A 23,489-nucleotide genomic window follows, 5' to 3' on the forward strand; every position below is an offset into this window, starting at 1 on the left:
CGCGGCTTCGGGGACGTCCGGCTCCACGCCGCCCGCCCTGCCGGTCGTTCCTTGCACGCCGGCCGCCTCGGGGCGTCCGGCGCGCAAGGGGCGGCTGCGGTGACCGGGTCGCCTAAGGGTGGGGGATCGAGCCGGTGAGGGGATCCTCCGTCCGGCGGCGGTGGCGCGCCGCCGGGGGTGGCCGGTGCTCGGGGGCGGCCTTGCGGGCGCTGGCCAGCGCGGCCAGGGCCGTGGTGATCGGGACGGCCGCGATGAGTCCCAGGGTGCCCACCACGCTGCGGACGATCTCGGTGGCGATGACCGGGTTGGTCACCACCTCGCCGATGGGCTGGTCGCCGACGCTGACCAGCAGCAGCAGCGGCAGGGAGGCTCCGGCGTAGGCGAGGATGATCGTGTTGATCACCGAGGCGATGTGGGCGCGGCCGACCCGGGCGGCGGCCCGGTACAGCTGGGCGAAGGTGTAGCCGGGGTTGGCGTGCGCGAGCTCGGTGACGGTGGCGGCCTGGGTGACGGTGACGTCGTCCAGGACACCGAGCGAGCCGATGATGATGCTGGCCAGCAGCAGGCCCTCGGTGTTGATCCGGTAGCTGACGTCCAGGTAGAACGAGCTCTCGTCGGTGATCCCGTTGAGCTGGGCGAGGCCGATGGCCGCGTACGACAGCACGCCGGTCAGGCTGAGGCTGACCAGAGTGCCGACCACGGCCATCGAGGTGGGGACGGTGAAGCCGTGGGTGAGATAGAGCACCGCGAGCATGATCGCCGCGGCGCCGACGATGGCGACCAGCAGCGGCTGCTGCCCGGTCAGGATCGCCGGGATGACGAACAACAGGAGCAGTACGAAGGTGACGGCCAGCCCGATCAGCGCCATCACCCCGCGCCAGCGGCCAAAAGCGACCACCGCCGCGGCGAACGCGGCACCGGCCAGCCACAGCGGCGAGGAGCGGTCGTGGTCGGAGATCTGGTACGGCGGCACCTCCAGCTCACCGCCCAGCTCACCGTCACCGCCGGGGGTGTGGACCAGGATCACGTCGTCGCCTGCGGCGAACCTCTGCGAACCGGGCCCGCTGGGAAGGCCGCTGGTGACGAAGTGACCGGCCTCGGGCCCGCTGGTCAGCTCGACCTTGGCGTCGCCGCAGGTGGCGGGGTCGGCCGGCCGCTGCTCGCCGGAGGGTTGCCCGTCGGCGGGCGGCTCCTGCGGGCACGGGGTGAGGGTGATGGCGGTGATCGTCCCGGTCACCCGTTGCAGGCCGGCAGGTTGCTGCCCGCTGGAGGTGAGCTTCGCGGGCCACATCCAGATCAGGGCGATCAGCGTGGCCAGCGCCAGGGGGACGATGACGGCCAGCGTCGCCCACACCGTGCCACGGGAGCTGGGGGCGGCCGGGCCGTGCGAGTGGTTGGCACCCATGGTCGAAAAAGCTCTCCTCAGGGACGGTAAAGGCGAAAGTACCGCACCTGGGAGGCGGCCGTGGCGCCGCGGCGGCTCAACAGGACCGGTGAGGGCGGCAAACGTGGGTGTCCTGCGCGTTCATCCTGATGGATGGCGCTTTCGGGTCATTGTGGAAGGCCGAAGTGGTGGGTGAGCGCGGCGCGCAGCGTGGCGGTGTCCCCGGCGGACCCGGCGGACCCGGCGGACCAGGCGGACCAGGCGACGAAGCAGTCGGGGCGCACGAGTAACGCGGTCGCTGTCGTGCCCTGCAGTGGGCCGGTGACCACGTCGACCCGGTCTCGCCATGGCGCGGTGACCTCGGCGTAGGCGCCCGTGGAGTCCAGCAGCAGCGGCCGGGCGGCGCGGGTCAGTTCGGCGAGGCGTTTCGGGCCGTGCTCACCGTGCACGACCACGTCGGGGGCGCAGCGGCCGGCCATCGGGTCGGCGGGGTCGGCGGGGTCGGCGGGGTAGCGGGTGTCCGCGCCGGACATCAGCGCCGCGATGTGCCCGGTCACCTCGGGCTTGCGCAGCAGTTCGGCGAAGAGTTCCCGCAGACCGGTGATCTCCTCGCCGGGGCCGATGAGCGCCGCCTGCGCCTGGGTGGACATGACGACCCGTTCGGCGACGGGGCGACGTTCGGTCTCGTAGGTGTCGAGCAGGCCCTGCGGCGCCCAGCCGCGCACCGTGGCCGCGAGCTTCCATCCCAGGTTGGCGGCGTCCTGCAGGCCCAGGTTGAGGCCGGGGCCGCCCATCGCGGGGTGCACGTGCGCGGCGTCACCGACCAGCAGCACCCGGCCGGCGCGGTAGCGGGCGGCGATACGGGTGTTGCCGCCGGTCAGCCGCCGCAGCAGGCCGGGCCCGTCGGGCGCACCGATGGGGACGTCTGCGCCGAGCACCCGGGCGACGCTGGCGCGTAGCTCGGCCAGGTTCATCGGGGTCTCCTCGCCCGCCGGCGCGTCGGGCCACTCATGCGTGCTCAGGATCGCCGGGCGGCCGGGGAACGGGGCCCAGGCGATGAGGCCGCGCGCGGTGCGGGTGTGCTGGAACGGCGGGAGGACACCGTAGCCGGGGACCCGCAGGCCGCCGGTCCCGGGGTCGAGGAAGGAGTCCGGGACGGTCACGGTGGCGGTGCGGGAGATCGACCGGTCGTTGGTGACGCCGGGGAAGTCGATGCCGGCCAGGCGGCGCACCGTGCTGCGGCCGCCGTCGGCGCCGACGAGGAAACGGCAGGTGAGCCGCCTGCCGTCGGCCAGGCGGACCTCGACCGCTTCGGGGTGTTGGCACACGTCGACGACCTCGTGGCCGCGACGCAGGTCGACTCCGAGCTCGGCGGCCCGGGCGGCGAGGGCGGCCTCGAGCCGGGCTTGCGGCACACCGAGCACGTAGTGCGGGTTGTCCGCGAGCATCGTGAGGTCCAGCGGGAACGCGCCGAAGGTGAAGGCCGGCTGGGGGGAGGGCGGAGTGCTCTCGCCGCTGAGCCGCGCGTAGAGGCCGCGCCGGTCGAGCAGGCGGACGACCTGCCCGACCAGGCCGTTGGCGCGGGACTCGCCGGTGGGCGCGGCGTGGCGTTCGAGGACGACGGGGTGGACGCCGGCGAGGGCCAGTTCGCAGGCGAGCATGAGGCCGTTGGGCCCGGCTCCGGCGATGAGGACATCAATCATGATCGTTTTCCTTTGCTGGGCGTGCGTCATCGCCACGGCGGGCGCGGCACGCGGCCGGCCCGCCGCGGGGTGTGACGCGGCTGCGGGGGTGGGTGAGGCGGTGTCTTGGGCGAGGAGTGAGAGCTTTAGCGGGGCGGCGCCGGGAGGCCGGCGGCGACCTGGGTGAAGGCGTCGGTGATGAGGCGCTCGATCGGGGTGGGCGGGGCGGCGCTGTCGAGATAGTGCCGCACGGCGACGGCGACGGCGGCGCTGGCCGCGGCCGCGACGAGCCTTGGATACATGTCGGTGGCGAGGTCGGTGCCGGTGCGCTCGGCGACCGCGGCGGCCAGCTCGGCCTCGGCGACCGCGACCGCGCGCAGTCGCTCGCCCTGCAGCGCGGGCTCGGCGAGCATGGCGCGTACGCCGGTCACCCACTGGGTGTGTACGGGGGAGGGCATCGCCTCGACCTCGGGGCCGGGCGTGAACTGCTCCAGCGCGGCCCCGGTGAGCGCGGCCCACAGCGGCTCGTCGGCGGGGCGTTCACGCAGCGCGGCGGCGGTGCGCAGGCTGCGGTCGAGGTGGCGGAAGGCGATCGCCTCGGCCTTGCTGGAGAAGTAGTTGTTGAAGGTGCGCGGGGAGACACCGGCCGCCTCGGCGATGTCCTCGACGCGGACGTTGTCGTAGCCGCGCTCCACGGTGAGGTGGATCGCGGCCCAGCCGAGCGCCGCCCGCGTCTCGGCCTTCTTGCGCTCCCGCAGCCCCGTCATACCGCCACACTAGCACTAGTTGCGTGTCACGCAAATATGCGTGACACGCAAAAAATGACCTCTTGCCTCGTGTGAGGCAAGGGGCGGCCGGGCCTGCCCCGGTGGCGCGTCAGTCGTCAAAGTCACCGAGGTCACCGAACCCTCCCGCCGTATCCACGACAGTGGCCGGTGACGGCGGTGTGAACCGCGTCCGGGCACGGAGGGGGCGTATCAGGCGCGGCCGGGTCAGCGCTTCCACTCCCTGTCGTCCGGCGTGACGGTCTGCTTGAGGAAGACGACGCCGTCGACCCTGCCGAGCCGGGCCGGGTCCAGCGGGAAATAGGCGAAGTCGTGGGAGACGCGCGGGACGGGCTTCGTGAGGGTCTCGGCCAGGCGGCGGGCGTCGACGAGAGAGTGCTCCCACGGGAGGGTGGACAACAGGCCCTCGACGGTGTCCGGAGGCGGGGTGTCGTCGCCGAACGTGCCGAAGGCCGAGGCCAGGAAGGCGTACCGGTCGCCCAGGTGCGCCTCGGTGATCGCTCCCGCGCTCCACCACTCCAGTTGCCGGTCACCGAGCGACATGAGGCTCTTGTCGCGATGCAGGTGAAGGTTGTGGGCGAAGACCAGGGCCGGACCGCTCTCGGCGACGGCGCGCAGGTTGGCGGCCATCATCGCGTCCCGCAGACCCGACAGCCTGGCCATCCGGGCCGGGGAGGTGTCGGCCATCCAGTGGTGGTAGCGCAGCAGGCCGACGGCGGTGCGCCCGTACAGCGCCGCCCGCTCCCTGTCGGGCCGGCTCAGCCCGGGTGCCTGGATGTCGAGCAGCGCCACCAGGTCGTCGGCGATCAGCCGCAGCCGCCGGGCGTCGGCGGACTGGCCGATCGACTGGGACGGATCCATCACCGTGGCCTCGTTCGTCCACCGCCGGTCCGGGCCCAGCAGCGCCTCCAGGGTTTCCACGGTGCAGGGCAGCGGGCCCTCCAGGAGGGCGTACAGGGCGGTGAGCGCCTGGCGCGGGCTCTCGGCCCAGTACTCCAGCGGGCCGTCGAAGCCGAAGAACCGAAGCTTTTCCTCGTGCTGCTCGTTGTGGGCGCGCATCCAGCGCACGAGTTCGCGGTTGGCCGCGAAGGCGCCGAAGTTGTGGCTGAAGCCGCGTTCCATGACGTCGTCGAGCGTGCCCGCGCCCGTGGTGACGTAGTCGTCCACCACCAGGCCCTTAAGGCAGTCGCTCTCGATGGCGAACGACCGATATCCCTCGTGCTCGGCCAGATGCCGGAAGATCTCGTTGCGCAGCTCGCCCAGCTCCCCCACGAAGTGCCTGGCCTCGCCCAGGCCGAGGAGCAGGGGCCGGGCGGCGAGCGAGCGCAGGAACGCCGAGACGCCCGTGCCGTCGAGCGGCCGGGCCGTGTCCTTGATATCCATGCCTTAAACGGTATCGTTGAACACACGGTGTAAACTTTTGCGGTAATTACCCGCTGTTGTCGCGACGGACCTTCAAACGATGGTGTATTCATGAGGCCGGTGGACCTGGCGCGCGAGCATGGTCTGTCCACCCAGGCGATCAGAAACTACGAGGAGGCCGGCATCCTGCCCGCCGCCGGACGCAGCGTCCACGGCTATCGCAGCTACACGCCGTTGCACGCCCAGGCCCTGCGCGCGTTCCTCGCCCTGGTGCCCGGGCACGGCCACCAGCGGGCCACGTCGATCATGCGGGCGGCCAACCGGGGTGCCACCGAGGAGGCGCTGCGGTTCATCGACGACAGCCATGGCCAGCTCCTGGAGGACCGCCGCACCCTGCAGGCCGTCGAGGCCGCGCTGGGTGACCTGGCGCCGGTGCCGCCGGAGCGCGGCGACACCTTCATCGGCCCCCTGGCCAGGAGGCTCGGCATCCGCCCCGCCACCTTGCGTAAATGGGAGGGTGCAGGCCTGGTCAAGCCGCGCCGCGACCCGCGGACGGGCTACCGGGTCTACAGTCCGGCCGACGTGCGCGACGTCCGGCTGGTCCACCAGCTGCGGCGCGGCGGCTACCTTCTGGAGCAGATCGCCCCGCTGATCGCCCAGGTCCGCTCCGCCGGAGGCGTCGCCCCGCTGGAGTCGACGTTGCGCGACTGGCGCGCCCGCCTGTCGGCCCGGGGCCGCGCCATGCTCAAGGGCGCCGCCGAACTGGACGCCTACCTGCGGGCCCTCGACGCCTGAAGGCGGCTTTGAGAGTCAGCTCGTGTCACGGGGGATCAGCTGCAGCCCCAACGCCATCTCGCGGACGGCGCCGGGCCGGTCGAGGCGTTGGATGAGAAGTTCCATCGCGGCACGGCCGGACTCCTCCAAGGGCTGGCGCACGGTGGTGAGTTCCAGGGCCTCGGCCAGGTCGCTGTCGTCGAAGCCGACCACCGCCAGGTCCTCGGGGACGGTGAGGCCGAGGTCGCGGGCGGCCCTCAGTGTTCCCGCCGCGAGGGTGTCGTCGGCGGCGAAGACGGCCGAGGGGCGATCCGGCGCCGACAACAGCTCCCTGGCGACGGCGCGGGCCGGTGCGACGCCGTGTCCGGCCAGCCGCACGTCGCCGTCGAGGAGAAGGTGGCCCGCTTCGGCCAGGGCCGAGCGGTAGCCGGCGAGGCGCTGCTGGGAGGGCGAGAGGTACAGGCCGGATCTCTGCGTCTCGCCGAGGAAGCCGAACCGGCGGTGACCACGGCTGATCAGGTGTTCGGCCACCAGCCGGCCGCCGACGGCGTCGTCGGTGTGCACGGAGTCGAAGCGGGGGTGGCGGACGTCGATCAGCACCGTCGGCAGCCGCATGCCGCTCAGGCGGCCGGCCACCGCCTCGTCCAGGGTGAGACTGATGACGACGAGCCCGTCCAGGCGTCCGGTGATGGGCAGGCTGGCGAGCAGGGGGGAGGCGCTCTGCGCGGCCGACTCCTGGTCGAACAGGACGATTTCCAGGGGACGGTGGCCCACGGCCCGCAGGATGCCGTTCAGGCGCCGGGCGACCGACGGATAGGAGGTGAACGGCGCGATGACGCCGACGCGCCCCACACCTCGCCGCGCCTTGGCGATCGCGTCCTGCTTGGGCACGAAGCCGAGCGCGTCCGCGGCCTGGAGGACCTTGCGCCTGGTCTCCTGACTGACCCGGGCCGGGGAGTTGAGGGCGAGCGAGACGGTGGAGATGCTGACGCCCGCCGCGGTGGCGACGTCGTAGATGGTCGTCCTGGCCGCCACGTGCCCCTCCTCCCGCGAGACGTGCTCTCGCCGTCGGCAGGAATCGTATCAAGTGCCGGAAAGGATCGAAGTGCTTCGATAGAAGCGTTTGACATTTTCGCCGGAGGCCCCGTCTCATGGTGGGGAAACGGCTGCGCGGCCGGTGCCCGGATGGCACAGGGCACGACCGCGTCATGTCGAGGGTCTTGGCGAGCCTGCGCATCGACGAACAAAGGAGAGGGCATGAGCCGTTCGTACGTGGTGACGGGAGGGGGCCGAGGCATCGGCAGGGCCGTCGTCGAGCGCCTGCTCGGCGAGGGCGCCGTCGTGGTCGCCGTCGAGCGCGATCCGGCGGCCCTGACCTGGACGCAGGGCCATTCCGCCGACGCACGCCTGGCCGGCGTGGTCGGCGACGCGGCCGACGAGAGCGTGGCGCGGCGAGCCGCCGACGCCGCGCAGGCCGCGGGCCCCCTCGCCGGTTGGGTCAACAACGCCGCCGTGTTCGGGGACGCCTCCCTGCACTCGGCCACGACCGCACGCGTGCTGGAGCTCATCGCGGCCAACCTCGACGCCGCCGTCGTCGGCTGTGCCACCGCGATCCGCCGCTTCCTCGCGGCCCGCACACCGGGGGCGATCGTCAACCTCTCCTCACACCAGGCGCGCCGGGCGGTCCCCGGCTGCCTGCCGTACGTGACGGCCAAGGCGGCCGTCGAGGGGATGACCCGTGCGCTCGCGGTCGAGTACGGGCCGTCCGGCATCCGCGTCAACGTCGTGGCGCCGGGTTCGGTGGACACCGAGCGCTACGCGCACTTCCTCGGCTCCCAGCAGCCCGCGGCGGCCGCCCGCATCCAGCGCCAGATGGCGCTGTTGCACCCGCTGGGCCGGGTGGCGCGCTCCGCGGAGGTCGCGGCCGCGATCGTCTACCTGCTCTCGGACGACGCCGGCTTCATCACCGGCGCGACCGTGCCCGTCGACGGCGGCCGGTCGGTGCTCGCGCACGATCCCGAGTCATGATTTCCGGCCAACGGCGGCCGCCGTGCGGGCCCACGCCGATCCCGGGTGATGGGACGCTCCTCCTCACCCGGCCGCTGGGCGCCCAGCGACCACTGCCCCGATAGGGCGATCCGGCGTCGAGCGCGCCGAGGCGGAACACCCCCTTTCACCAGGAATGATATGAACGCTTCCGGCAGGGTAGGGCCGGATTCATGGACGGGGAACGGCAGGACGGCGCTGCCTGGCGCGCCGAGGTGGAAAGAGGATTCGTCGCCGAGGTGGAGTCGGGACGGCTGGAGCTTCCGCTGCCCGGTGCCGGGCGGACCAGGCTGCGCTGGGAGGCCCTGGCCGCGCTGGCCCGGCGGGACCTGTCGCTGGCGCGGCTGTGCGAGGGGCACACCGACGCCGTCGCGATCCTCGCCGAACTCGCCGGGCCCGCACCGGCGGCCGGCAGCCGGTGGGGTGTGTGGGCCGCGCAGCCTCCCGGCCCGTCCCTGTCGGCGCGTCCGGTGGCCACCGGATGGCGGCTGAGCGGGACCAAACGGTACTGCTCGGGAGCGCGGGTGTGCACCCACGCCCTGGTGACCGCCGAGACTCCGGACGGCCACCGGCTGTTCGCCGTGGCGGCCGAGGACCTGCGGCCGGTGGAGGGCAGCTGGCCGGCGACGGGAATGGCCGCCAGTGACACCCTGGACGTCCGCTTCGACGATGTCGCGGGCGAGCCGGTGGGGCCGGTGGAGGGGTATGTCAGAAGGCCCGGTTTCCACCAGGGCGGCGCGGGTGTGGCCGCGTGCTGGTACGGAGGGGCCAAAGGCGTGGCCGAGGCGTTGCTCGCCGCAGCGGCCGAGCGGGAGGTCGGCCCGCACGCCCTGGCCCACCTGGGCGCGGTCGACGTGGCGCTGCGGACCGCGAAGGCCGCCTTGGAGGAGGCGGCCGACGAGATCGACGCCGACCCACGCGACCTCAAGAACGCGGGAAGAACGCGTTCCCTGCGGCTCAAGGCGCTGGTGGAGGCCGTGGCCACCGACGTCATGGGGCGGGTGGGCAGGGCGCTGGGCGCCGGGCCGCTCGGCCACGACGCCGCGCACGGGCGCCGGGTCGCCGACCTCACGGTCTACCTGCGCCAGCATCACGCCGAACGCGACCTCGCCGCGCTGGGAGCGATCGTCGCCGAGCAGGGAGCCCGATGGTGAGCGCCGAACGAGCCGACCGCGCCGAGCGGGACGCCGGGGACGACCTTCCCCCCAATCCCATCGACGCCCCGGGCACCCGCGAGTCCGAGTGGCGCGCCTGGCCGGGACTCGGCGCGCTTTCGGCGCTCGCCCACGACAACTGGCGCAGCGCGGTGGTGGTCGCCGCCCACCCCGACGACGAGGTGCTGGGCGTGGGCGGGCTGCTGTCGCTGCTGGCGGCCTCGGGCGTGCGGCTGCGCCTGGTCGCCGTCACCGACGGCGAGGCCTCCCATCCGGACATCGCCGACGCGGCGGCGCTGGCGGCGCGGCGGGTGCGGGAGACCGGGGCCGCGCTGGAGGCCCTGGGCGCCGGCGACGTCGAGATCGTGCGGCTGGGCATGCCGGACACCGCTCTCGCGGCCCGCGAGGGCGAGCTCACCCAGGCGCTGAAGGAGGCCTCGGCCGGCTTCCAGGTGTGCCTGGCCCCGTGGGAGGCGGACGCGCACTCCGACCACGAGGCCGCCGGCAGGGCCGCGGCCGCCGCGGGGTTGCGCCCCTACTTCTACCCGATCTGGGCCTGGCACTGGGCCAGGCCCGGCGACGGGCGGCTGCCCTGGGAGCGGGCGTCGCGGATCTGCCTGCCGCCGGCGGTCCTGGCCCGCAAACGGGAGGCCATCGGCTGTTTCGCCAGCCAGCTGGAACCCCGCGCCGCCGGCCTGGAGGCGGTGCTGCCCCCCGGCATCGTCGCCCACTTCACCCGCGAGTACGAGGTGCTCTTTCGTTGACATCCCTTCCACCGCCGCAGTCCACCGGACCCCACGCCGGAGGTGTCCGATGACGTCCCGCCCCAAGACGCTCGGGCCGCAGTACTTCGAGGAGATGTACTCGGCCTCACCCGACCCGTGGGGATTCACCTCCCGCTGGTACGAGGAGCGCAAGTACGCCATCAGTGCCGCGCTGCTGCCCGCGCGCCGCTACCGCGACGCCTTCGAGGCCGGCTGCTCCATCGGGGTGTTCACCGCCCTGCTCGCCCCGCGCTGTGAGCGGCTGCTCGCCTGCGACCTGTCCTTCGCCGCGGTCGAGGCGGCCTCGCGGCGCACCGCCGCCCACCCGGGGACGCGGGTGCAGCGGCGCGTCCTGCCCCAGGAGTGGCCCACCGACGAGGGGAGGTTCGACCTCGTCGTGCTGTCGGAGGTGCTCTACTACTTCGGCGACGCGGACTTGGAGCGGGTGCTCGACCTGGCGGTCGGCGCGCTGAGCCCCGGGGGCACCCTGCTCGCGGTGCACTGGAGGCATCCCGTCGCGGAGTATCCGCGCGGCGGCGAAGACGCGCACCGCGCCCTGGCGGCCCTTGCCGGGCGGGCGGGGCTGAGGCGTCTTGTCGACCATCGTGAACCGGATTTCCTCGCCGAGGTCTACCTGTCCGGCCCCGGGGCCCGCTCGGTGGCCGAGGCCGAGGGACTTGTGTGATCCAGGCCGTCGGAGTCGTGGTGCCCGCCCGCGACGAGGAGAAACTGCTGCCCGCCTGCCTGGCCTCGGTGAAGCTGGCCGGGCGCATGGTTCCCGGCGTGGCGTTCCACCTGATCGTCGTCGCCGACACCTGCACCGACCGTACGGCGCTCCTGGCCGCGCGGGCCGGTGCGACCGTCGTCGAGGGCGCCATGACCAACGTCGGGCGGGCGCGGCTGGCGGGTACCCGGGTGCTGTTGCGGCAGACCCGCGCCCTGGACCCGGCCACCGTCTGGGTCGCCACCACCGACGCCGACACCCTGGTCCCGCCCTGCTGGCTCAGCCGCCAGCTCAGGCACGCCGCCCAGGGCTGGGAGGCCGTCGTCGGCACCGTGACGGTCACCGACTGGTCCGGCTACCCGCCGCCCCTCCACCTGGCCTACGCCCAGAGCTACGCCGCGACGCCGACGAGCCTGACGCCGGCGAGCGGCGGGAACGCCGCCGCCAGGAGAGGCGACGGCGCGCGGTGGCATCCGCACGTGCACGGCGCCAACCTCGGCGTCACCGCCGCCGCCTACCTGGCCGTCGGCGGGTTCGGCCCGGTGGCGACCGGTGAGGACCGGGCCCTGGTCGGTGCCCTGGAGTCGGCCGGCCGGCGGGTCCTGCGCACCACCGGGGTGAGCGTGGTGACCTCGGCACGCCGCGACCCGCGGGCGCCGGACGGCTTCGGCCACTTCCTCGCCCGGCTCGAAGCCGACACCGTCTCACAGCAGGTCTCACAGCAGTAGGCGTACCGCGGCCAGCAGCGTGAGCCCCAGCGTGAGCCACTCGAACAGGGTGCGGTCGATGCGGCTGATGACCGCGCGCCCGACCGCGGCCCCGGCCAGGACCGCCGGGGTGCCCAGCGCGGCGAAGACGAGGCCGGAGGGGGTGATGAGGCCCAGCGCGACGCTGAAGGGCACCTTGAAGGCGTTGATCGTCAGGAAGAACCAGGCGCTGGTGCCCAAGAAGCCCAGCATCGGCAGGCCCGCCGCCAGAAGGTAGACGGCCATGATGGGGCCGGCCGCGTTCGCCGTCATGGTGGCGAAACCCGCGAAGACGCCCGCCAGGGCGGCCACCGGGGGACGGTGGGCGAGTGAGTCCTGCGGCGCCTGGCGCCGGTTCCACAGGTGCACCGCGATGATCACCACCAGGATCGCCCCGATGAGCCGTCTCATCTGCGTGTCGTCGACCCAGCGCACCACCACCGCCCCGGCGACCACGCCCAGGGCGACCCATGGGAACAACCTGATCAGCCTCGGCCAGTCGGCGTGCCGCCGGTAGGAGGCCACGGCGACCAGGTCGCCGACGAGCAGCAGCGGCAACAGGGTGCCCGTCGACTGCTTGGTCGGCAGCACGAGCGCGAACAGGGCGATCGCCACCATCCCGGTACCGGAGACACCGGTCTTGGAGAAGCCCACCAGGAACAGGGCGGCCAGCAGGACCACCCACTGGACGACGTCGAGGGAGGGCATCAGCCTCGCCGACGGGAGGAAAGGGGATATGAGGTCACAGATGACCGTACAACGGGTGGCAATCGAACACGGCGGAAGGGGTCGCCGAGGGAGATATCCACTGGTCACAGCGGTGCGGGCGGCTCCGGTGATCGAACTGCCCGCTCAAAGCGCCGGCCATCCCCGAGGCCGGGCCGGCCGCGGTCACCGCCGTCTTCGCGTCCGGCTGCTCGCCTTTCGCGGACGCCGCGGCGAACCCTTCCCCGCCCGGCGCGCCCTGACCGCGGCGAACGAGTTCGCGGACCTGCGGTTCGGGGTGCTCAGGCGCGTCCCGCAGCCCGGACCGTGACGCTCGCCGACGGCCGGGGCGGTGGGCCGTCAGACGAGCACCTTTCAGCGCCTCCCCGCGCGCTGGTCAGCCACGGTCGGGCCGGATGGCGATGTCGAACACCTGCCGGTCGGCGGGAAAGAGGCCGTAGTTGTAGTTGACGGCGCCGGTGAGCAGGTTGATGCCGTAGAACCCGTAGCGCCCGCCGACCCTCAGCGCGGCGAAGGCGCTGTTGGAGACGGTGACGCCGTTGCGCAGGGAGCTGTGCACGTCCAGGCCCGCCGCGCCGGTCGCGGCCACCCGCAGGTTGCCGATCGCCACCAGCACGCCCGTGTTGGCCGGGGACTGCAGCAAAACCCGGGCGGCCGTGGTGTCCACGACGAAGAGCGTCGTGGCGGTGGCCGGGCTGAGGTCGTTGTTGGTGTACCCGGCGCCCGTGACGCCGGTCGCGGCCACCGCGGCGACGGCCGGCGGCAGGAACGGGCCGCCGGGGGAGCCGGCCTGCGAAGCGGTGAGCACGTCGGTATCGGGTCCGGGCCGCGGGCGGGTCAGCGGATCGTCGGCCACGCTCTGTCCCGCCGCCGGAGCGCCCCGCGGATCGTCGAGGTTGTGGCGCAGATTCTGCCCGGTGTCACTGATCACCCGCAGCCGGCCGGTGGCGGGGTCGAAGTCGACACCGAAGCCGGCGCCGCTCAGCGGCACGCTCAGCTGCGAGACCTTGACCGCCCTGGAGCGCCCGCTGAGCGTGTAGACGCCGCCCTGGTCGCCGACGCCGTACAGCCTGCCGTCGCGCACCCGGTAGTCGATGCCGACCAGGGTGGTGTCACCGGCGAGCCCGCGGACCCTGCCGAGGTCGCGGGTACGGCCGGGGGAGCGGATCTCGAACCCCACCAGGCGCCGGTCGGCGGTCAGCCCGATGACGTCGAGGCCGCGCCTGGCCGTCCCCGGCGCACCGCCGCTCACAGCGCCCGCCGTGGTGTCTGCCGCAGTGTCTGCCGCCCGGCCTGCGACAGGGCCTGTCGCGGCTCCTGTCGCAGGGCCCGCCATCGTGCTCAGCGCCACCACGGCGGCCAGGAGTGTCCTTCGCATGTGCCTCTCCTTCGCGACCGGCTACCGGAGCACCGGCCTGTTCGGCGACCAGGTCGTCGCAGATCGCGAAGACTTCATCACACACCGCGACGACGCGCACGTGAAAGGCGCGGCCGGCCACCGGCGTGTCGGGGATCGGCGGTCAAGCCACCTCGCCCACCCCCGGACGGAGCCTGCCGAAACCCGCGAAACCCCGCCCCGCGCCCCACCGGCCTCTCCCATCGATCCGGCGGGCCACTGACCACTTCCTCCCGGCGGGCCCGGCGCGGGGGGCGGTCAGGACGGGGAAACACGCGTCTTCCGGCCGCGAAGGCTGTCCTACACTTGCGCGAGCGGATCCAGCCGATCCAGCGCGAAGGAGGTGGCGTGCAGCCGGAGCAACGGGCAGTCGCGGGCGTGTCGATCTCGGCCGTGCTCGAGCGCATCACCTACGCCAACGAGGAGACGGGCTACACCATCGCCCGGGTGGCCACCGACCGCTCCGGCGCCGATCTGCTGACCGTGGTCGGGCCGCTGCTGGGTGCCCAGCCCGGTGAGTCGCTGCGGCTGACCGGGCGCTGGGCCTCCCACCCCAAGTACGGCAAGCAGTTCGAGGTGTGGTCCTACGCCACCGTGCTGCCCGCCACCATCCAGGGCATCCGCCGCTATCTGGGCTCCGGGCTGATCAAGGGCATCGGGCCGAAGATGGCCGAGCGGATCGTCGACCACTTCGGCGTCGACACCCTGGAGGTCATCGAGACCACCCCCGAGCGGCTGGTGGAGGTTCCCGGGCTCGGCCCCAAGCGGACCAAGATGATCGGCGTCGCCTGGGAGGAACAGAAGATCATCAAAGAGGTGATGATCTTCCTGCAGGGGGTCGGCGTGTCCACCTCCATCGCGGTCCGCATCTTCAAGCAGTACGGCGACAAGTCCATCACCGTCGTCAAGAGCGAGCCCTACCGGCTGGCCGACGACGTGTGGGGCATCGGTTTCAAGACCGCCGACACCATCGCCCAGGCCGTGGGCATCCCGCACGACAGCCCCGAGCGCGTCAAGGCGGGCCTGCGCTACACCCTGTCGCAGGCCGCCGACGACGGCCACTGCTACCTGCCGGCACCCAACCTCGTCGGCGACGCGGTGAAGATCTTGGAGGTTCCCGCCGAGCTCACCGCCCGCTGCCTGGAGGAGCTCATCGCCGAGGAGGGCGTGGTCCGCGAGGAGGTCCCGGTCGGCGACACCGGCGTCCCCGCGGTCTACCTGGTGCCCTTCCACCGCGCCGAGCTGTCCCTGGCCGGCGCGCTGCGTTCCCTGCTGGCCTGCGAGCACGATCGGCTGGGCGCCTTCGCCGGCGTCGACTGGGACGCGGCGCTGAGGTGGCTGCGGACCAAGACCGGCGCCGACCTCGCCGAGGAGCAGGCCCAGTCGGTACGGCTGGCGCTGACCGAGAAGGTCGCGGTGCTGACCGGCGGCCCCGGCTGCGGCAAGAGCTTCACCGTGCGCTCCATCGTCACCCTGGCCCGCGCCAAGAAGGCCAAGGTCATCTTGGCCGCGCCCACCGGCAGGGCGGCCAAGCGCCTGGCGGAGCTGACCGGCCACGAGGCCACCACCGTGCACCGGCTGCTGCAGCTGCGTCCCGGCGGGGAGGCCACCTTCGACCGCGACAACCCCCTGGACGCCGACCTGGTCGTGGTCGACGAGGCCTCGATGCTGGACCTGCTGCTGGCCAACAAGCTGGTCAAGGCCGTGGCGCCGGGCACACACCTGCTCTTCGTCGGAGACGTCGACCAGCTGCCCTCGGTCGGCGCCGGTGAGGTGCTGCGCGACCTGCTCGCCGCCGAGCAGGAGATCCCCCGGGTGCGGCTGACCCACATCTTCCGCCAGGCCCAGGAGTCGGGGGTGGTCGTCAACGCCCACCGCATCAACACCGGCCTGCCCCCGGCGCTGGAGGGCATGAACGACTTCTTCCTGTTTCCCTGCGAGGAGCCCGAGGAGATCGCGGCGCTGACCGTCGACGTGGTCGCCAACCGCATCCCGCGCCGGTTCGGCCTCAACCCGCGCCGCGACGTACAGGTCCTCTCCCCGATGCACCGGGGCCCGGCCGGGGCCGGCAACCTCAACAACGCGCTGCAGGAGGCGCTCACCCCCTTCCGGGAGGGCATGCCCGAGCGCCGCTACGGTGGGCGGGTCTTCCGGGTCGGCGACAAGGTCACCCAGCTGCGCAACAACTACGAGAAAGGCGCGGCGGGGGTGTTCAACGGCACCGTGGGCACGGTGGTCGACATCAGGCCCGACGAGCACAAGCTGACCGTGCTGACCGACGAGGACGAGAACGTCGAGTACGCCTTCGACGAGCTGGACGAGCTGACCCACGCCTACGCGGTGTCGATCCACCGATCCCAGGGCAGCGAGTACCCGGCGGTGGTCATCCCGTTGTCGACCAGCGCGTGGATGATGCTGCAGCGCAACCTCCTCTACACCGCGATCACCCGGGCCAAGAGGCTCGTCGTCATCGTCGGCTCGCGCCGCGCGCTCGCCCAGGCGGTACGCACCCGGGGCGCCGGGCGCCGCCACACCAGCCTCACCCACCGCCTGCGCGTGCGCTGAGCACCTCCTGCGGCCGCGGCGCCGCGGCGCTCGCCCAGGCGGTGAGGCCCAGCAGGCGTTCCAGGGCCTCGCCCCCGGCGCCGGTGACGGCCACGGCGCGCCCTGAGCCGATGCGGACGACCCAGCCACGCTCCAGCACGGTCGTGCACAGCACGGCCCCGGCGCTGCCGGCCAGATGGGGGCGGCGTTCGGTCCAGTCCAGGCAGGGCCGGGCCTGGGGGCGGCGCCCGCCGCCGGGCAGCGGCGCCCCCAGCTCGACGGCGAACCACGACAATCCCTCGTCGCTGAGCGCGAACCCGGCGTCCTGGCGCAGCAGGCCGCGCGCGGTGAGCGCGTCGGTGATCGTCACGCCGAGCCGCCCGGCCAGGTGGTCATAACAGGTGCGGGCCTCAGCCAGCGCGCGGGCCGCGCTCACAGCGCGCAGCGTCGCGGGCCGGGGCCCGCCCCCGGGGCCGGTGTGGGCCGCGTGGGAGGCCAGATCCTCGATGAGCTGGGCCACCCGCGGCCCGGCCAGGCGCACGTAGCGCCGGCGTCCCCGGCGCTGTTCGGCCAGCAACCCACCGGCGACGAGCCGCGACAGGTGCTCGCTGGCGGTGGAGGCGGCGACCCCGGCGTGAGCGGCCAGCTCCCCGGCGCTCCAGGCGCGCCCGTCCAGCAGGGCCAGGCAGAACGTGGCACGGGTGGCGTCGGCGAGCAGGGCCGCCAGCGCGGCCAGCGGCACCGGCCCGCCCGGCGTCATGGCAGGTGTCATGTCCCCATCATCGGCCGGCACCGCTTCGGCGCCGGCAGAAGCCTTCTCCGTGGCCCTCCGTGGCCTTCGGTGGCCTTCGGTGGCCTTCGGTGCTCTAGTGGCGGTCGCCGGCGCTCACTCCTGCTCCTGGGGAAGCCGGAAGACCCGGTCCAAGGCGGTGACCCGCAGCAGATGGCGCAGGTAGGGGGTGAGGGCGACGATGCGCATGGCGATGTCGTGCTCGCCCGCGGAGTTGTAGACGTTGATCAGCGCCGCCACCCCCGAGGAGTCGATGAACTCCAGACCCGACAGGTCCAGATCGAGGTTGCGCATCTGTCCCGACAGCAGCTCTCGCGCGAAACCGAAGAGCTCAGGGGCCGTGTCGTAGTCGAGGTCACCGCTGAGGACGAGCAGGGTGGTGTCCGCAGCGGTGGTGCGCACCTCGGTACGCAACGGGGTCTTGTCGAACATCAAACGTCAGGTCTCCTGATCGGGGCCGGGGACAGGTGCCGCCTCGGCTGCCTGGACCAGCATGTGACGGGCACGGGGGAAGTCTCGCAGCTCGTCGTGGAAAACGCGCAATCCCACCGTCACGGCCTCGGCGGGGACGCCGCGTGCGGCGAGCACGGAACCGGTCCAGCCGATGAAGCCGGTGAACAGCTGCGCGTCGTCGACGTACAGGGACGCGGCCAGAAAGTCGAGCAGATGGCCCAGGTCGGCGGCGGTGGCGTCGACCTGCTGCGGGTCGTAGGCCGCCATCGGCGGGTAGGCGCGGGCCAGGGCCGCCAAGGCGCAGGTGAGCAGCTCGGCGCGCCGGCGCGTCAGATGGGTGTACTCCTCGTCGGCCAGATGGGCCGGCGCGGCGGCCTGGCGGGGCGGGCCGGTCAGGTCGCCGCGCTCCAGCAGGTCGGCCGCGGCGTCGGCGCTGGGCGCCCAGGCGTCGGCGCCCAGCAGGCGGGCGTAGCGGCCGTCGGCGCCGAAGCCGGCCCCGCCGGCCATGACCGGCACACCGACGGCCTGGCAGGCGGTGAGCGTGGCGTGCGCCCGGGGCAGCCGGGTGGCCAATGCGCAGCCCAGCGCGACCACGTCGGGCCCGCTCTGGTGCAGGTGGGTGATCAGGTGCGGGCCCGGCACGCTGGCGCCCAGGAAGTCGACCCGCCAGCCGCGCAGGCGCAAGACCTCGGCCAGCAGGCGGGTGGGCAGCGCGTGGTACTCGCCGTCGGCGCAGGCGACGGTGAGGCGCCCGCGGGTGGGCTCGGGCCGGACGCGGGCGGCGATCGCGGCCACGGCGCGCTCGCTGACGGCGGTGGCGCCGTGCTCGCGGGCGATGGACCACTCGTTGGCCGCCCACAGCTCGCCGACGCGCCGCTGGGCGGGGGCGATGAGATCGAGCAGCAGCCGCTCGGCGTCCGCCCCCTGCTCCAGCAGGTCGAGCACCAGGTCGATGGCGGCGAACTCGTCGGCGCGCCCGATGTGCTCCAGGTACCGGCCGAGGGCCTCGTGCGGGCCCGCCCCGCGCGGTGCGGTCGCGCCCGGCGTATCCGTGGTGCTCAGGGTGCTCATCGGGACGGCCTCGCCTGCACCGCCAGCAGTGCCCGGTCGTCTTGGACGTCGCCGCCCAGCCAGTCGGTGCTGATCTGCTCCAGCCGCTCGACCAGTGCCGCGACCGGCATGCCCGCGCAACCGGCCAGGGCGGCCTTCAGCCGCTGGGCGCCGTACATCTCCCTGCCGGTGGGGCCGCCGAAGGCCTCGGTGATGCCGTCGCTGTAGAACAGGCACACCTCGCCGGGGGCCAGGTCGACCCCGGCCGGGGCCAGGTCGGCCCCGGCGAACGCGCCGAGCATGGGTCCGTGGGCCGTGCACTCCTGCACGGTGCCGTCCAGGCGCAGGATCAGCGGCGCCGGGTGTCCGGCGACCGCCAGGTTCACCTGGACGTGCCCGCCCGGGGCGGCGCTGAGCGCGCCGAGCACGAGGGTGGCGTAGGAGTTGGGGATGGGCGAGCCCCGCAGGGAGCGGTTGAGCAGGGCGACCAGATGCTCGGGGCGCTCTTCCAGCAGCAGCAGGGCGCGCAGGCAGTGGCGGATGTGCCCGGCCAGGACGGCGGCGCGGGCGCCCTTGCCGCAGACGTCGCCCAGCACCACCAGCGGATCGCCGGACTCGCCGGGCTCGGGCAGGTAGACGTCGTAGAAATCGCCGCCGATGAGCCCGGCCTGGCGGGCGGCGCGCAGCGATCCGGCCAGCTCCGCCCCGGCCAGCGCCGGCAGCGGCGGGGGCAGCAGGTCGCTGCTGAGGATCGCGTTGGTGGCGCTTTGCTCCTGGTAGAGGGCGGCGGCGGAGATGGCGGCCCCGGCCCGGGCGGCGAAGATCCGCACCAAGGTCTCGGCGTCCTCGTCGAAGGGCGGCCCGTCTTCGTGACGGGCGAGCACGAGCGCTCCGGCGGGCACCCCGTTGCCGGGCAGCGGGGTGACCAGCAGATGCCCGGCCGCCCCGAACCTGTCGGGCAGCAGCCAGCCGGGTACCTGCCCAGGATCCAGCCAGCGGCTGGGCACGGGCGGGAAACCCGCCAGCGCCTCGGCCAGGCCGGGCACCTGCGCGGTGTCGGCGACGGCGACGTTGCCCTCCTGCAGGGACCGGTCGGTGCTGGTCAGGCGGAGCCAGCCGGCGTGGCGGCGCCCCGAGGGCGGCAGCACGACCATGGCGGCATCGGCCAGGAACGGGGTGGCCAGCTCGATCGTGGTGCGGGCGCAGCGGCGCATGTTGAGCGAGGCCGACAGCCTGCGGCCCGCCTCGATGAGGAAGTCGGCGCGCCGGCGCTCGGCCAGCAACGCGTCGGTCCTGGCGGCATCGGTGGTGACGTCACGCAGGTACCAGGCCCGGTGGCTGAGGCCGAAGACCTCGCGACGTACCCGGATCCGGCGCCGCCCGTGATCGCTCTCGCGGCTCTCGCCGTCGGGGTGCTCACCTTCGAACAGGGACGCGGCCGGCCCCTGGCACAGCGGGCGGCCCACGACGATCTCCGGCGCCATCTCGGCCGCGGCGGCGTTCAGCATCACCACGACACCGTCGGTGCCGCACAACACGACCCCCTCGCCGCTGGCCTCCACGATGGCGCGCAGCACCTCTTCACCCGGTGGACGCGAAAGATCGCGCTCACCGGTGCCGGTGTCGCGGTCGAGGCCGGCCGCGGCGGTGAGCGCGTGGCCGGGGTCGCGCAGCGGGGGAGGTCCTGTCATCACCCTGGGCTTCCGTGTTGAGAGGGATCGGTCAGACTATCTTCCCGCCGCGCCGTCGGGACGGGGCGGGGAACCGGCGCGTGAGGCCGGAGGGTCCTTTGCTGCCCATGCCCCTCACAGGGCCGTTGATGCGGCCGGCGCGCGACGGTTTACGGCGGGAAACCGCGCCTGCGGCCGCCCACCCCGCCGGAGCAGGGCTTTCACGTCGGGGCCGGTGACGTGGGCACTTCGCCGTCCCCTGACTCTCGGTTGGTATTTTTCCGACTTTACGAAGAGTCCGAAACGTTACCAAACCCACCGCAACCATGCCGAGTCACCATGCATCTCCTATTAGTGTTTTAAGAGCAGTTTGCTGTAGTGGGGGAGAGACATTGTGCTGACCATGCAACACCGACGCCTCAGGACGCCACTGGCCGCCGCGGCCCTGGCGACCACGACGGTGCTGGTCACCGCCTGTTCCACGGGGACGGGCCCGAAGGATCCCGCCGGTCCCGGCGCCGGATCGGGCGCCGTGGCCGCCACCGCTCCGGCCGCGACCGAGATAAAGATCAGCCCCGCCCAGGGCAGCAAGACCGTACGCCCCGACAAGAAGGTCGTCGTCGCCGCCTCCAGCGGCGCGCTGGAGGAGGTCACCGTGCAAAGCGGCGACCGGGTGCTGCAAGGCGACTTCAACGCCGAACGCACCAGATGGGTCTCCACCACGCCCATGGAACCGGCCAGCGACTACACCGTGTCGGCGCGGGCGGTCGACGGCACCACCGCCACCGGCTCCTTCAGAACGCTCAAGCCCAAGCATGAGCTCGAGGTGGCGGACGTGACCCCGGCGATCAAGGGGGAGAAGGTCGGCGTGGGGGCGCCGATCATCGTCACCTTCAACCAGCAGATCGCCAACAAGGCCGGGGTGGAAAAAGCCCTGAAGGTCACCTCACAAAAACCGGCCCAGGGCGCATGGCGGTGGATCAACGACACCACCGTGATCTACCGGACCGCGAAGTTCTGGCAACCCCACCAGAAGGTGACCTTCACCGCCCGCCTCAAAGGCGTACAGGGCGGCAAGGACATGTACGGCGTCAAGGACATGACCAAGGTCATCCAGATCGGCGCCGCCCAGATCTCCACCATCGACACCCGCAAGCACAAGATGATCGTCAAACGCGACGGCAAGGTCGTGCAGACCATGCTGATCAGCGCCGGCAACGCCAGCACCCGCGAGTACACCACCACCAGCGGCGTCCACCTGACGATGGGCAAGGCCAACCCCGAACGCATGATCTCCCCGGGCCGCAAGAAGGGCGACCCCGGCTACTACGACCTGATGATCAACCACGCGGTGCGGTTCTCCAACAGCGGCGAGTACGTGCACGCGCTGAACAACGTCTGGGCCCAGGGGCGCCAGAACGTCAGCCACGGATGCATCAACGCCCGCCCCGACCAGGCCAAGTGGTTCTACGACCAGGTCCAGCGCGGCGACGTGATCACCATCAAGGGCACCAACCGCGAGATGGAGTGGAACAACGGCTGGGGCTTTTGGCAGCTGTCGTTCAAGGAATGGCGCAGCGGCAGCGCCCTGGCCTAGAGCCCCCACTCTTCGAAGCCCTCCTGAGCCCTCATCAGCCCTCCTCAGCCCTCCCGAGCCCTGAAGGGCTCGGGAGGGCTGAGGAGGGCATGAGTTCACCGGCTGCCCGGCGCGTTCGGCGGTGAAGGTGCCCGGGTGACCAGGCGTTCGCCACGGATCCGGCCGGTGGCGCCCGAGCCCGGCCGAGTCCGGAACGCGAGGACCACCCGCGGGCGCACATCGCGCACCGATTAGGTTTCCGCCCCGCGCCCGTCTGTAGGTGTGAGATCGACTCACGGGAGGCTGCACGATGCGGAAACCGATCTTCGGCATGAACCCGAGCCTGGACGGCTACATCGCCGCGCCCGGCGACGACCTCGGCTGGAGCGTACCGGGCGACGAGCCGTTCCAGTGGTGGTCCGACCGGGTGGGGGCGACCGGCCTGGCGCTGTACGGGCGCAGACCGTGGGAGACGATGAGCTCCCGCTGGCCGACCGCCGGCCGGCAGCCCGGCGCCACACCGGCGCAGATCGAGTACGCCCGCCGCCGGCGGGACATGCCGAAGGTGGTGTTCTCCTCGATCGTGACGATGATCTTCGGGCATGAAGACGCCCCGCCGGCAACGCCGGCGGGGCGGTGGTGCTCGCGTTGGTGTCCAGCCGGCCGGGGCACTCATTTCGCGGTGACTTCGGTGACGGCGGCCCGTGCGCCGGACTCGTCGACGATGGGGACTCCTCTGGTCACAGTGCCGGGGGCAGGCCCAGCCATGGCTTGTCGGCGGCGTCGAATCCGGTGAGCTCGGCGATCTTCCCGTCGACGATGCGCAGGGCCGCGATGGCAAATGGCCGGTACCCCGGGTCGCCGGGGGCGCGCAGGTACAGCGCGGCGGCAGGCATGCGGTTGACCGTCGTGGTGATACCGCGCCAGTCGTCGTAGCCGCGCTGGAAGAGCCCATTGGAGACCCAGCCGTCCACCGCGTCCTCGGCCGTCATGATCAAGGTGACCGGCTCGGGCAGCATCGCGAAGCGCAGGTCCTCACGCAGCAGGGACACCAGCCCGTCGAGGTCGTTGCGCTCATGGGCGTCGATGTACGACTTCACCACGCCGCGCTCGTCATCCGACAACTCGTGGGTGGCGGGGCTCCGCCAGTCGAGGCGGCGGCCGGGCAGCTGCTCGCGCATCGTCACACGGGCCCGCTGCAGTGCGCTGGTCACCGATGCGACGGTCAACTCGAGGGCGTCGGCGGCCTTCGACGCCGGCCAGCCGAGGACGTCGCGCAGAATGAACACCGCCCGCTGCCGCGGCGGCAGGTGCTGGACGGCGACGATGAACGCCAGCTCGATCGTCTCCCGGGCCACCACCGACTCCTGCGGGTCCTCGGGGAGCATCCGATCGGGGTACGGCTGCAGGTAGCGCACCTCGGAGCCGGGGTCCGGCAGCTCGGACGGCACGGGTGTGCGGTCGTTGCGCTTGTCCAGGAAGTCGAGGCAGGCGTTCGTCGCGATCCGGTACAGCCAGGTCCGCAGGGCCGCGTGGCCCCTGAACGACTCCCGCTTGTTCCACGCTCGCAGGAACGTCTCCTGCGTCATGTCCTGGGCATCCTCGTAGTTCGCGAGCATCCGGTAGCAGTGCACCTGCAGCTCACGCCGGTGGCGCTCGGTCACGAGCGCGAACCGCGCGGTATCCTCCGCGCGGATGGCCGCGATGAACGTGGCCTCGTCGTCGCCCAGCAGCCTGGCGTCGGTCATGGTCGTCAATCCTTCCGCGGGTGACAAGGGATTACCAGAACTGACGATGCGGCGGAGGATTTCTGATCGGTGAAGCCGCTGACACCGCACCGCCGGCCGGGCCGGATGGGCCGGG

General features: G+C 72.7%; 21 protein-coding genes. 8 read left to right on the forward strand and 13 right to left on the reverse strand.

Annotation, left to right across the window (positions count from 1 at the left end):
• Positions 1 to 112 precede the first annotated feature (112 nt).
• From ABT352_RS36960 to ABT352_RS36975, 4 genes are all read right to left on the reverse strand, one after another.
• Positions 113 to 1,405, reverse strand: a complete 1,293-nt coding sequence (locus ABT352_RS36960) for a YibE/F family protein (protein ID WP_350949691.1) — start codon at positions 1,403 to 1,405, stop codon at positions 113 to 115.
• Between the two features lie 146 nt (positions 1,406 to 1,551).
• Positions 1,552 to 3,087: an FAD-dependent monooxygenase gene (locus ABT352_RS36965; protein WP_350949692.1), complete on the reverse strand. Its 1,536-nt coding sequence runs from the start codon at positions 3,085 to 3,087 to the stop codon at positions 1,552 to 1,554.
• Positions 3,088 to 3,212: 125 nt separating this feature from the next.
• Positions 3,213 to 3,833: a TetR/AcrR family transcriptional regulator gene (locus ABT352_RS36970; protein WP_350949693.1), complete on the reverse strand. Its 621-nt coding sequence runs from the start codon at positions 3,831 to 3,833 to the stop codon at positions 3,213 to 3,215.
• A gap of 225 nt (positions 3,834 to 4,058) precedes the next feature.
• The gene (locus tag ABT352_RS36975) at positions 4,059 to 5,234 is read right to left on the reverse strand and encodes an erythromycin esterase family protein (protein WP_350949694.1); all 1,176 of its coding nucleotides are present in this window, start codon (positions 5,232 to 5,234) and stop codon (positions 4,059 to 4,061) included.
• A 90-nt stretch (positions 5,235 to 5,324) separates the two neighbouring features.
• Here ABT352_RS36975 and ABT352_RS36980 point away from each other — a divergent pair, with 90 nt between their 5' ends.
• Positions 5,325 to 6,008, forward strand: a complete 684-nt coding sequence (locus ABT352_RS36980; protein ID WP_350949695.1) for a TioE family transcriptional regulator — start codon at positions 5,325 to 5,327, stop codon at positions 6,006 to 6,008.
• Positions 6,009 to 6,023: 15 nt separating this feature from the next.
• Here ABT352_RS36980 and ABT352_RS36985 read toward each other — a convergent pair whose 3' ends face one another.
• Complete coding sequence (locus ABT352_RS36985; RefSeq protein ID WP_350949696.1) at positions 6,024 to 7,022, reverse strand: LacI family DNA-binding transcriptional regulator; 999 nt, start codon at positions 7,020 to 7,022, stop codon at positions 6,024 to 6,026.
• Between the two features lie 222 nt (positions 7,023 to 7,244).
• Here ABT352_RS36985 and ABT352_RS36990 point away from each other — a divergent pair, with 222 nt between their 5' ends.
• The 5 genes from ABT352_RS36990 (at position 7,245) to ABT352_RS37010 (ending at position 11,403) form a co-directional block, all read left to right on the forward strand.
• Positions 7,245 to 8,015: an SDR family NAD(P)-dependent oxidoreductase gene (locus ABT352_RS36990; RefSeq protein WP_350949697.1), complete on the forward strand. Its 771-nt coding sequence runs from the start codon at positions 7,245 to 7,247 to the stop codon at positions 8,013 to 8,015.
• A gap of 191 nt (positions 8,016 to 8,206) precedes the next feature.
• Complete coding sequence (locus ABT352_RS36995; RefSeq protein ID WP_350949698.1) at positions 8,207 to 9,187, forward strand: acyl-CoA dehydrogenase family protein; 981 nt, start codon at positions 8,207 to 8,209, stop codon at positions 9,185 to 9,187.
• A complete protein-coding gene (locus tag ABT352_RS37000; RefSeq protein WP_350949699.1) occupies positions 9,184 to 9,951 on the forward strand; it encodes a PIG-L deacetylase family protein in 768 nt (255 codons plus the stop codon). Before ABT352_RS36995 ends, ABT352_RS37000 begins: the two co-directional genes overlap by 4 nt.
• 49 nt (positions 9,952 to 10,000) lie before the next feature.
• Complete coding sequence (locus ABT352_RS37005) at positions 10,001 to 10,636, forward strand: class I SAM-dependent methyltransferase (protein ID WP_350949700.1); 636 nt, start codon at positions 10,001 to 10,003, stop codon at positions 10,634 to 10,636.
• A complete protein-coding gene (locus tag ABT352_RS37010) occupies positions 10,633 to 11,403 on the forward strand; it encodes a glycosyltransferase family 2 protein (protein ID WP_350949701.1) in 771 nt (256 codons plus the stop codon). The genes ABT352_RS37005 and ABT352_RS37010 overlap by 4 nt, the downstream gene beginning before the upstream one ends.
• Here ABT352_RS37010 and ABT352_RS37015 read toward each other — a convergent pair.
• Positions 11,392 to 12,129: a sulfite exporter TauE/SafE family protein gene (locus ABT352_RS37015; protein WP_350949702.1), complete on the reverse strand. Its 738-nt coding sequence runs from the start codon at positions 12,127 to 12,129 to the stop codon at positions 11,392 to 11,394. The genes ABT352_RS37010 and ABT352_RS37015 overlap by 12 nt on opposite strands.
• A 394-nt stretch (positions 12,130 to 12,523) precedes the next feature.
• Positions 12,524 to 13,525 carry a DUF4394 domain-containing protein gene (locus ABT352_RS37020; protein WP_350949703.1) on the reverse strand — a complete coding sequence of 334 codons (1,002 nt, stop codon included), beginning with the start codon at positions 13,523 to 13,525 and terminating at the stop codon, positions 12,524 to 12,526.
• 366 nt (positions 13,526 to 13,891) lie between these two features.
• On the opposite strand from ABT352_RS37020, the gene recD2 reads away from it, so the two are divergent.
• Positions 13,892 to 16,108, forward strand: a complete 2,217-nt coding sequence (gene recD2, locus ABT352_RS37025; protein WP_350949704.1) for an SF1B family DNA helicase RecD2 — start codon at positions 13,892 to 13,894, stop codon at positions 16,106 to 16,108.
• Here recD2 and ABT352_RS37030 read toward each other — a convergent pair.
• The 4 genes from ABT352_RS37030 to ABT352_RS37045 form a co-directional block, all read right to left on the reverse strand.
• A complete protein-coding gene (locus ABT352_RS37030; protein WP_350949705.1) occupies positions 16,083 to 16,859 on the reverse strand; it encodes an ArsR/SmtB family transcription factor in 777 nt (258 codons plus the stop codon). The genes recD2 and ABT352_RS37030 overlap by 26 nt on opposite strands.
• A 114-nt stretch (positions 16,860 to 16,973) precedes the next feature.
• The gene (locus ABT352_RS37035; protein ID WP_350949706.1) at positions 16,974 to 17,309 is read right to left on the reverse strand and encodes an STAS domain-containing protein; all 336 of its coding nucleotides are present in this window, start codon (positions 17,307 to 17,309) and stop codon (positions 16,974 to 16,976) included.
• 6 nt (positions 17,310 to 17,315) lie between these two features.
• Positions 17,316 to 18,401 carry a cobalamin B12-binding domain-containing protein gene (locus ABT352_RS37040; RefSeq protein ID WP_350949707.1) on the reverse strand — a complete coding sequence of 362 codons (1,086 nt, stop codon included), beginning with the start codon at positions 18,399 to 18,401 and terminating at the stop codon, positions 17,316 to 17,318.
• Complete coding sequence (locus tag ABT352_RS37045; protein WP_350949708.1) at positions 18,398 to 20,071, reverse strand: PP2C family protein-serine/threonine phosphatase; 1,674 nt, start codon at positions 20,069 to 20,071, stop codon at positions 18,398 to 18,400. The genes ABT352_RS37040 and ABT352_RS37045 overlap by 4 nt, the downstream gene beginning before the upstream one ends.
• Before the next feature lie 382 nt (positions 20,072 to 20,453).
• On the opposite strand from ABT352_RS37045, the gene ABT352_RS37050 reads away from it, so the two are divergent.
• The gene (locus ABT352_RS37050) at positions 20,454 to 21,647 is read left to right on the forward strand and encodes a L,D-transpeptidase (protein WP_350949709.1); all 1,194 of its coding nucleotides are present in this window, start codon (positions 20,454 to 20,456) and stop codon (positions 21,645 to 21,647) included.
• A gap of 330 nt (positions 21,648 to 21,977) precedes the next feature.
• Here the strand turns inward: ABT352_RS37050 and ABT352_RS37055 are convergent, their stop codons facing one another.
• Positions 21,978 to 22,298: a hypothetical protein gene (locus ABT352_RS37055; RefSeq protein WP_350949710.1), complete on the reverse strand. Its 321-nt coding sequence runs from the start codon at positions 22,296 to 22,298 to the stop codon at positions 21,978 to 21,980.
• 68 nt (positions 22,299 to 22,366) lie between these two features.
• The gene (locus tag ABT352_RS37060) at positions 22,367 to 23,374 is read right to left on the reverse strand and encodes an RNA polymerase subunit sigma-70 (RefSeq protein ID WP_350949711.1); all 1,008 of its coding nucleotides are present in this window, start codon (positions 23,372 to 23,374) and stop codon (positions 22,367 to 22,369) included.
• Between the last annotated feature and the right edge of the window lie 115 nt (positions 23,375 to 23,489).

The sequence above is a fragment of the Streptosporangium sp. NPDC000563 genome (genome assembly GCF_040299985.1).
Classification (GTDB): Bacteria; Actinomycetota; Actinomycetes; order Streptosporangiales; family Streptosporangiaceae; genus Streptosporangium.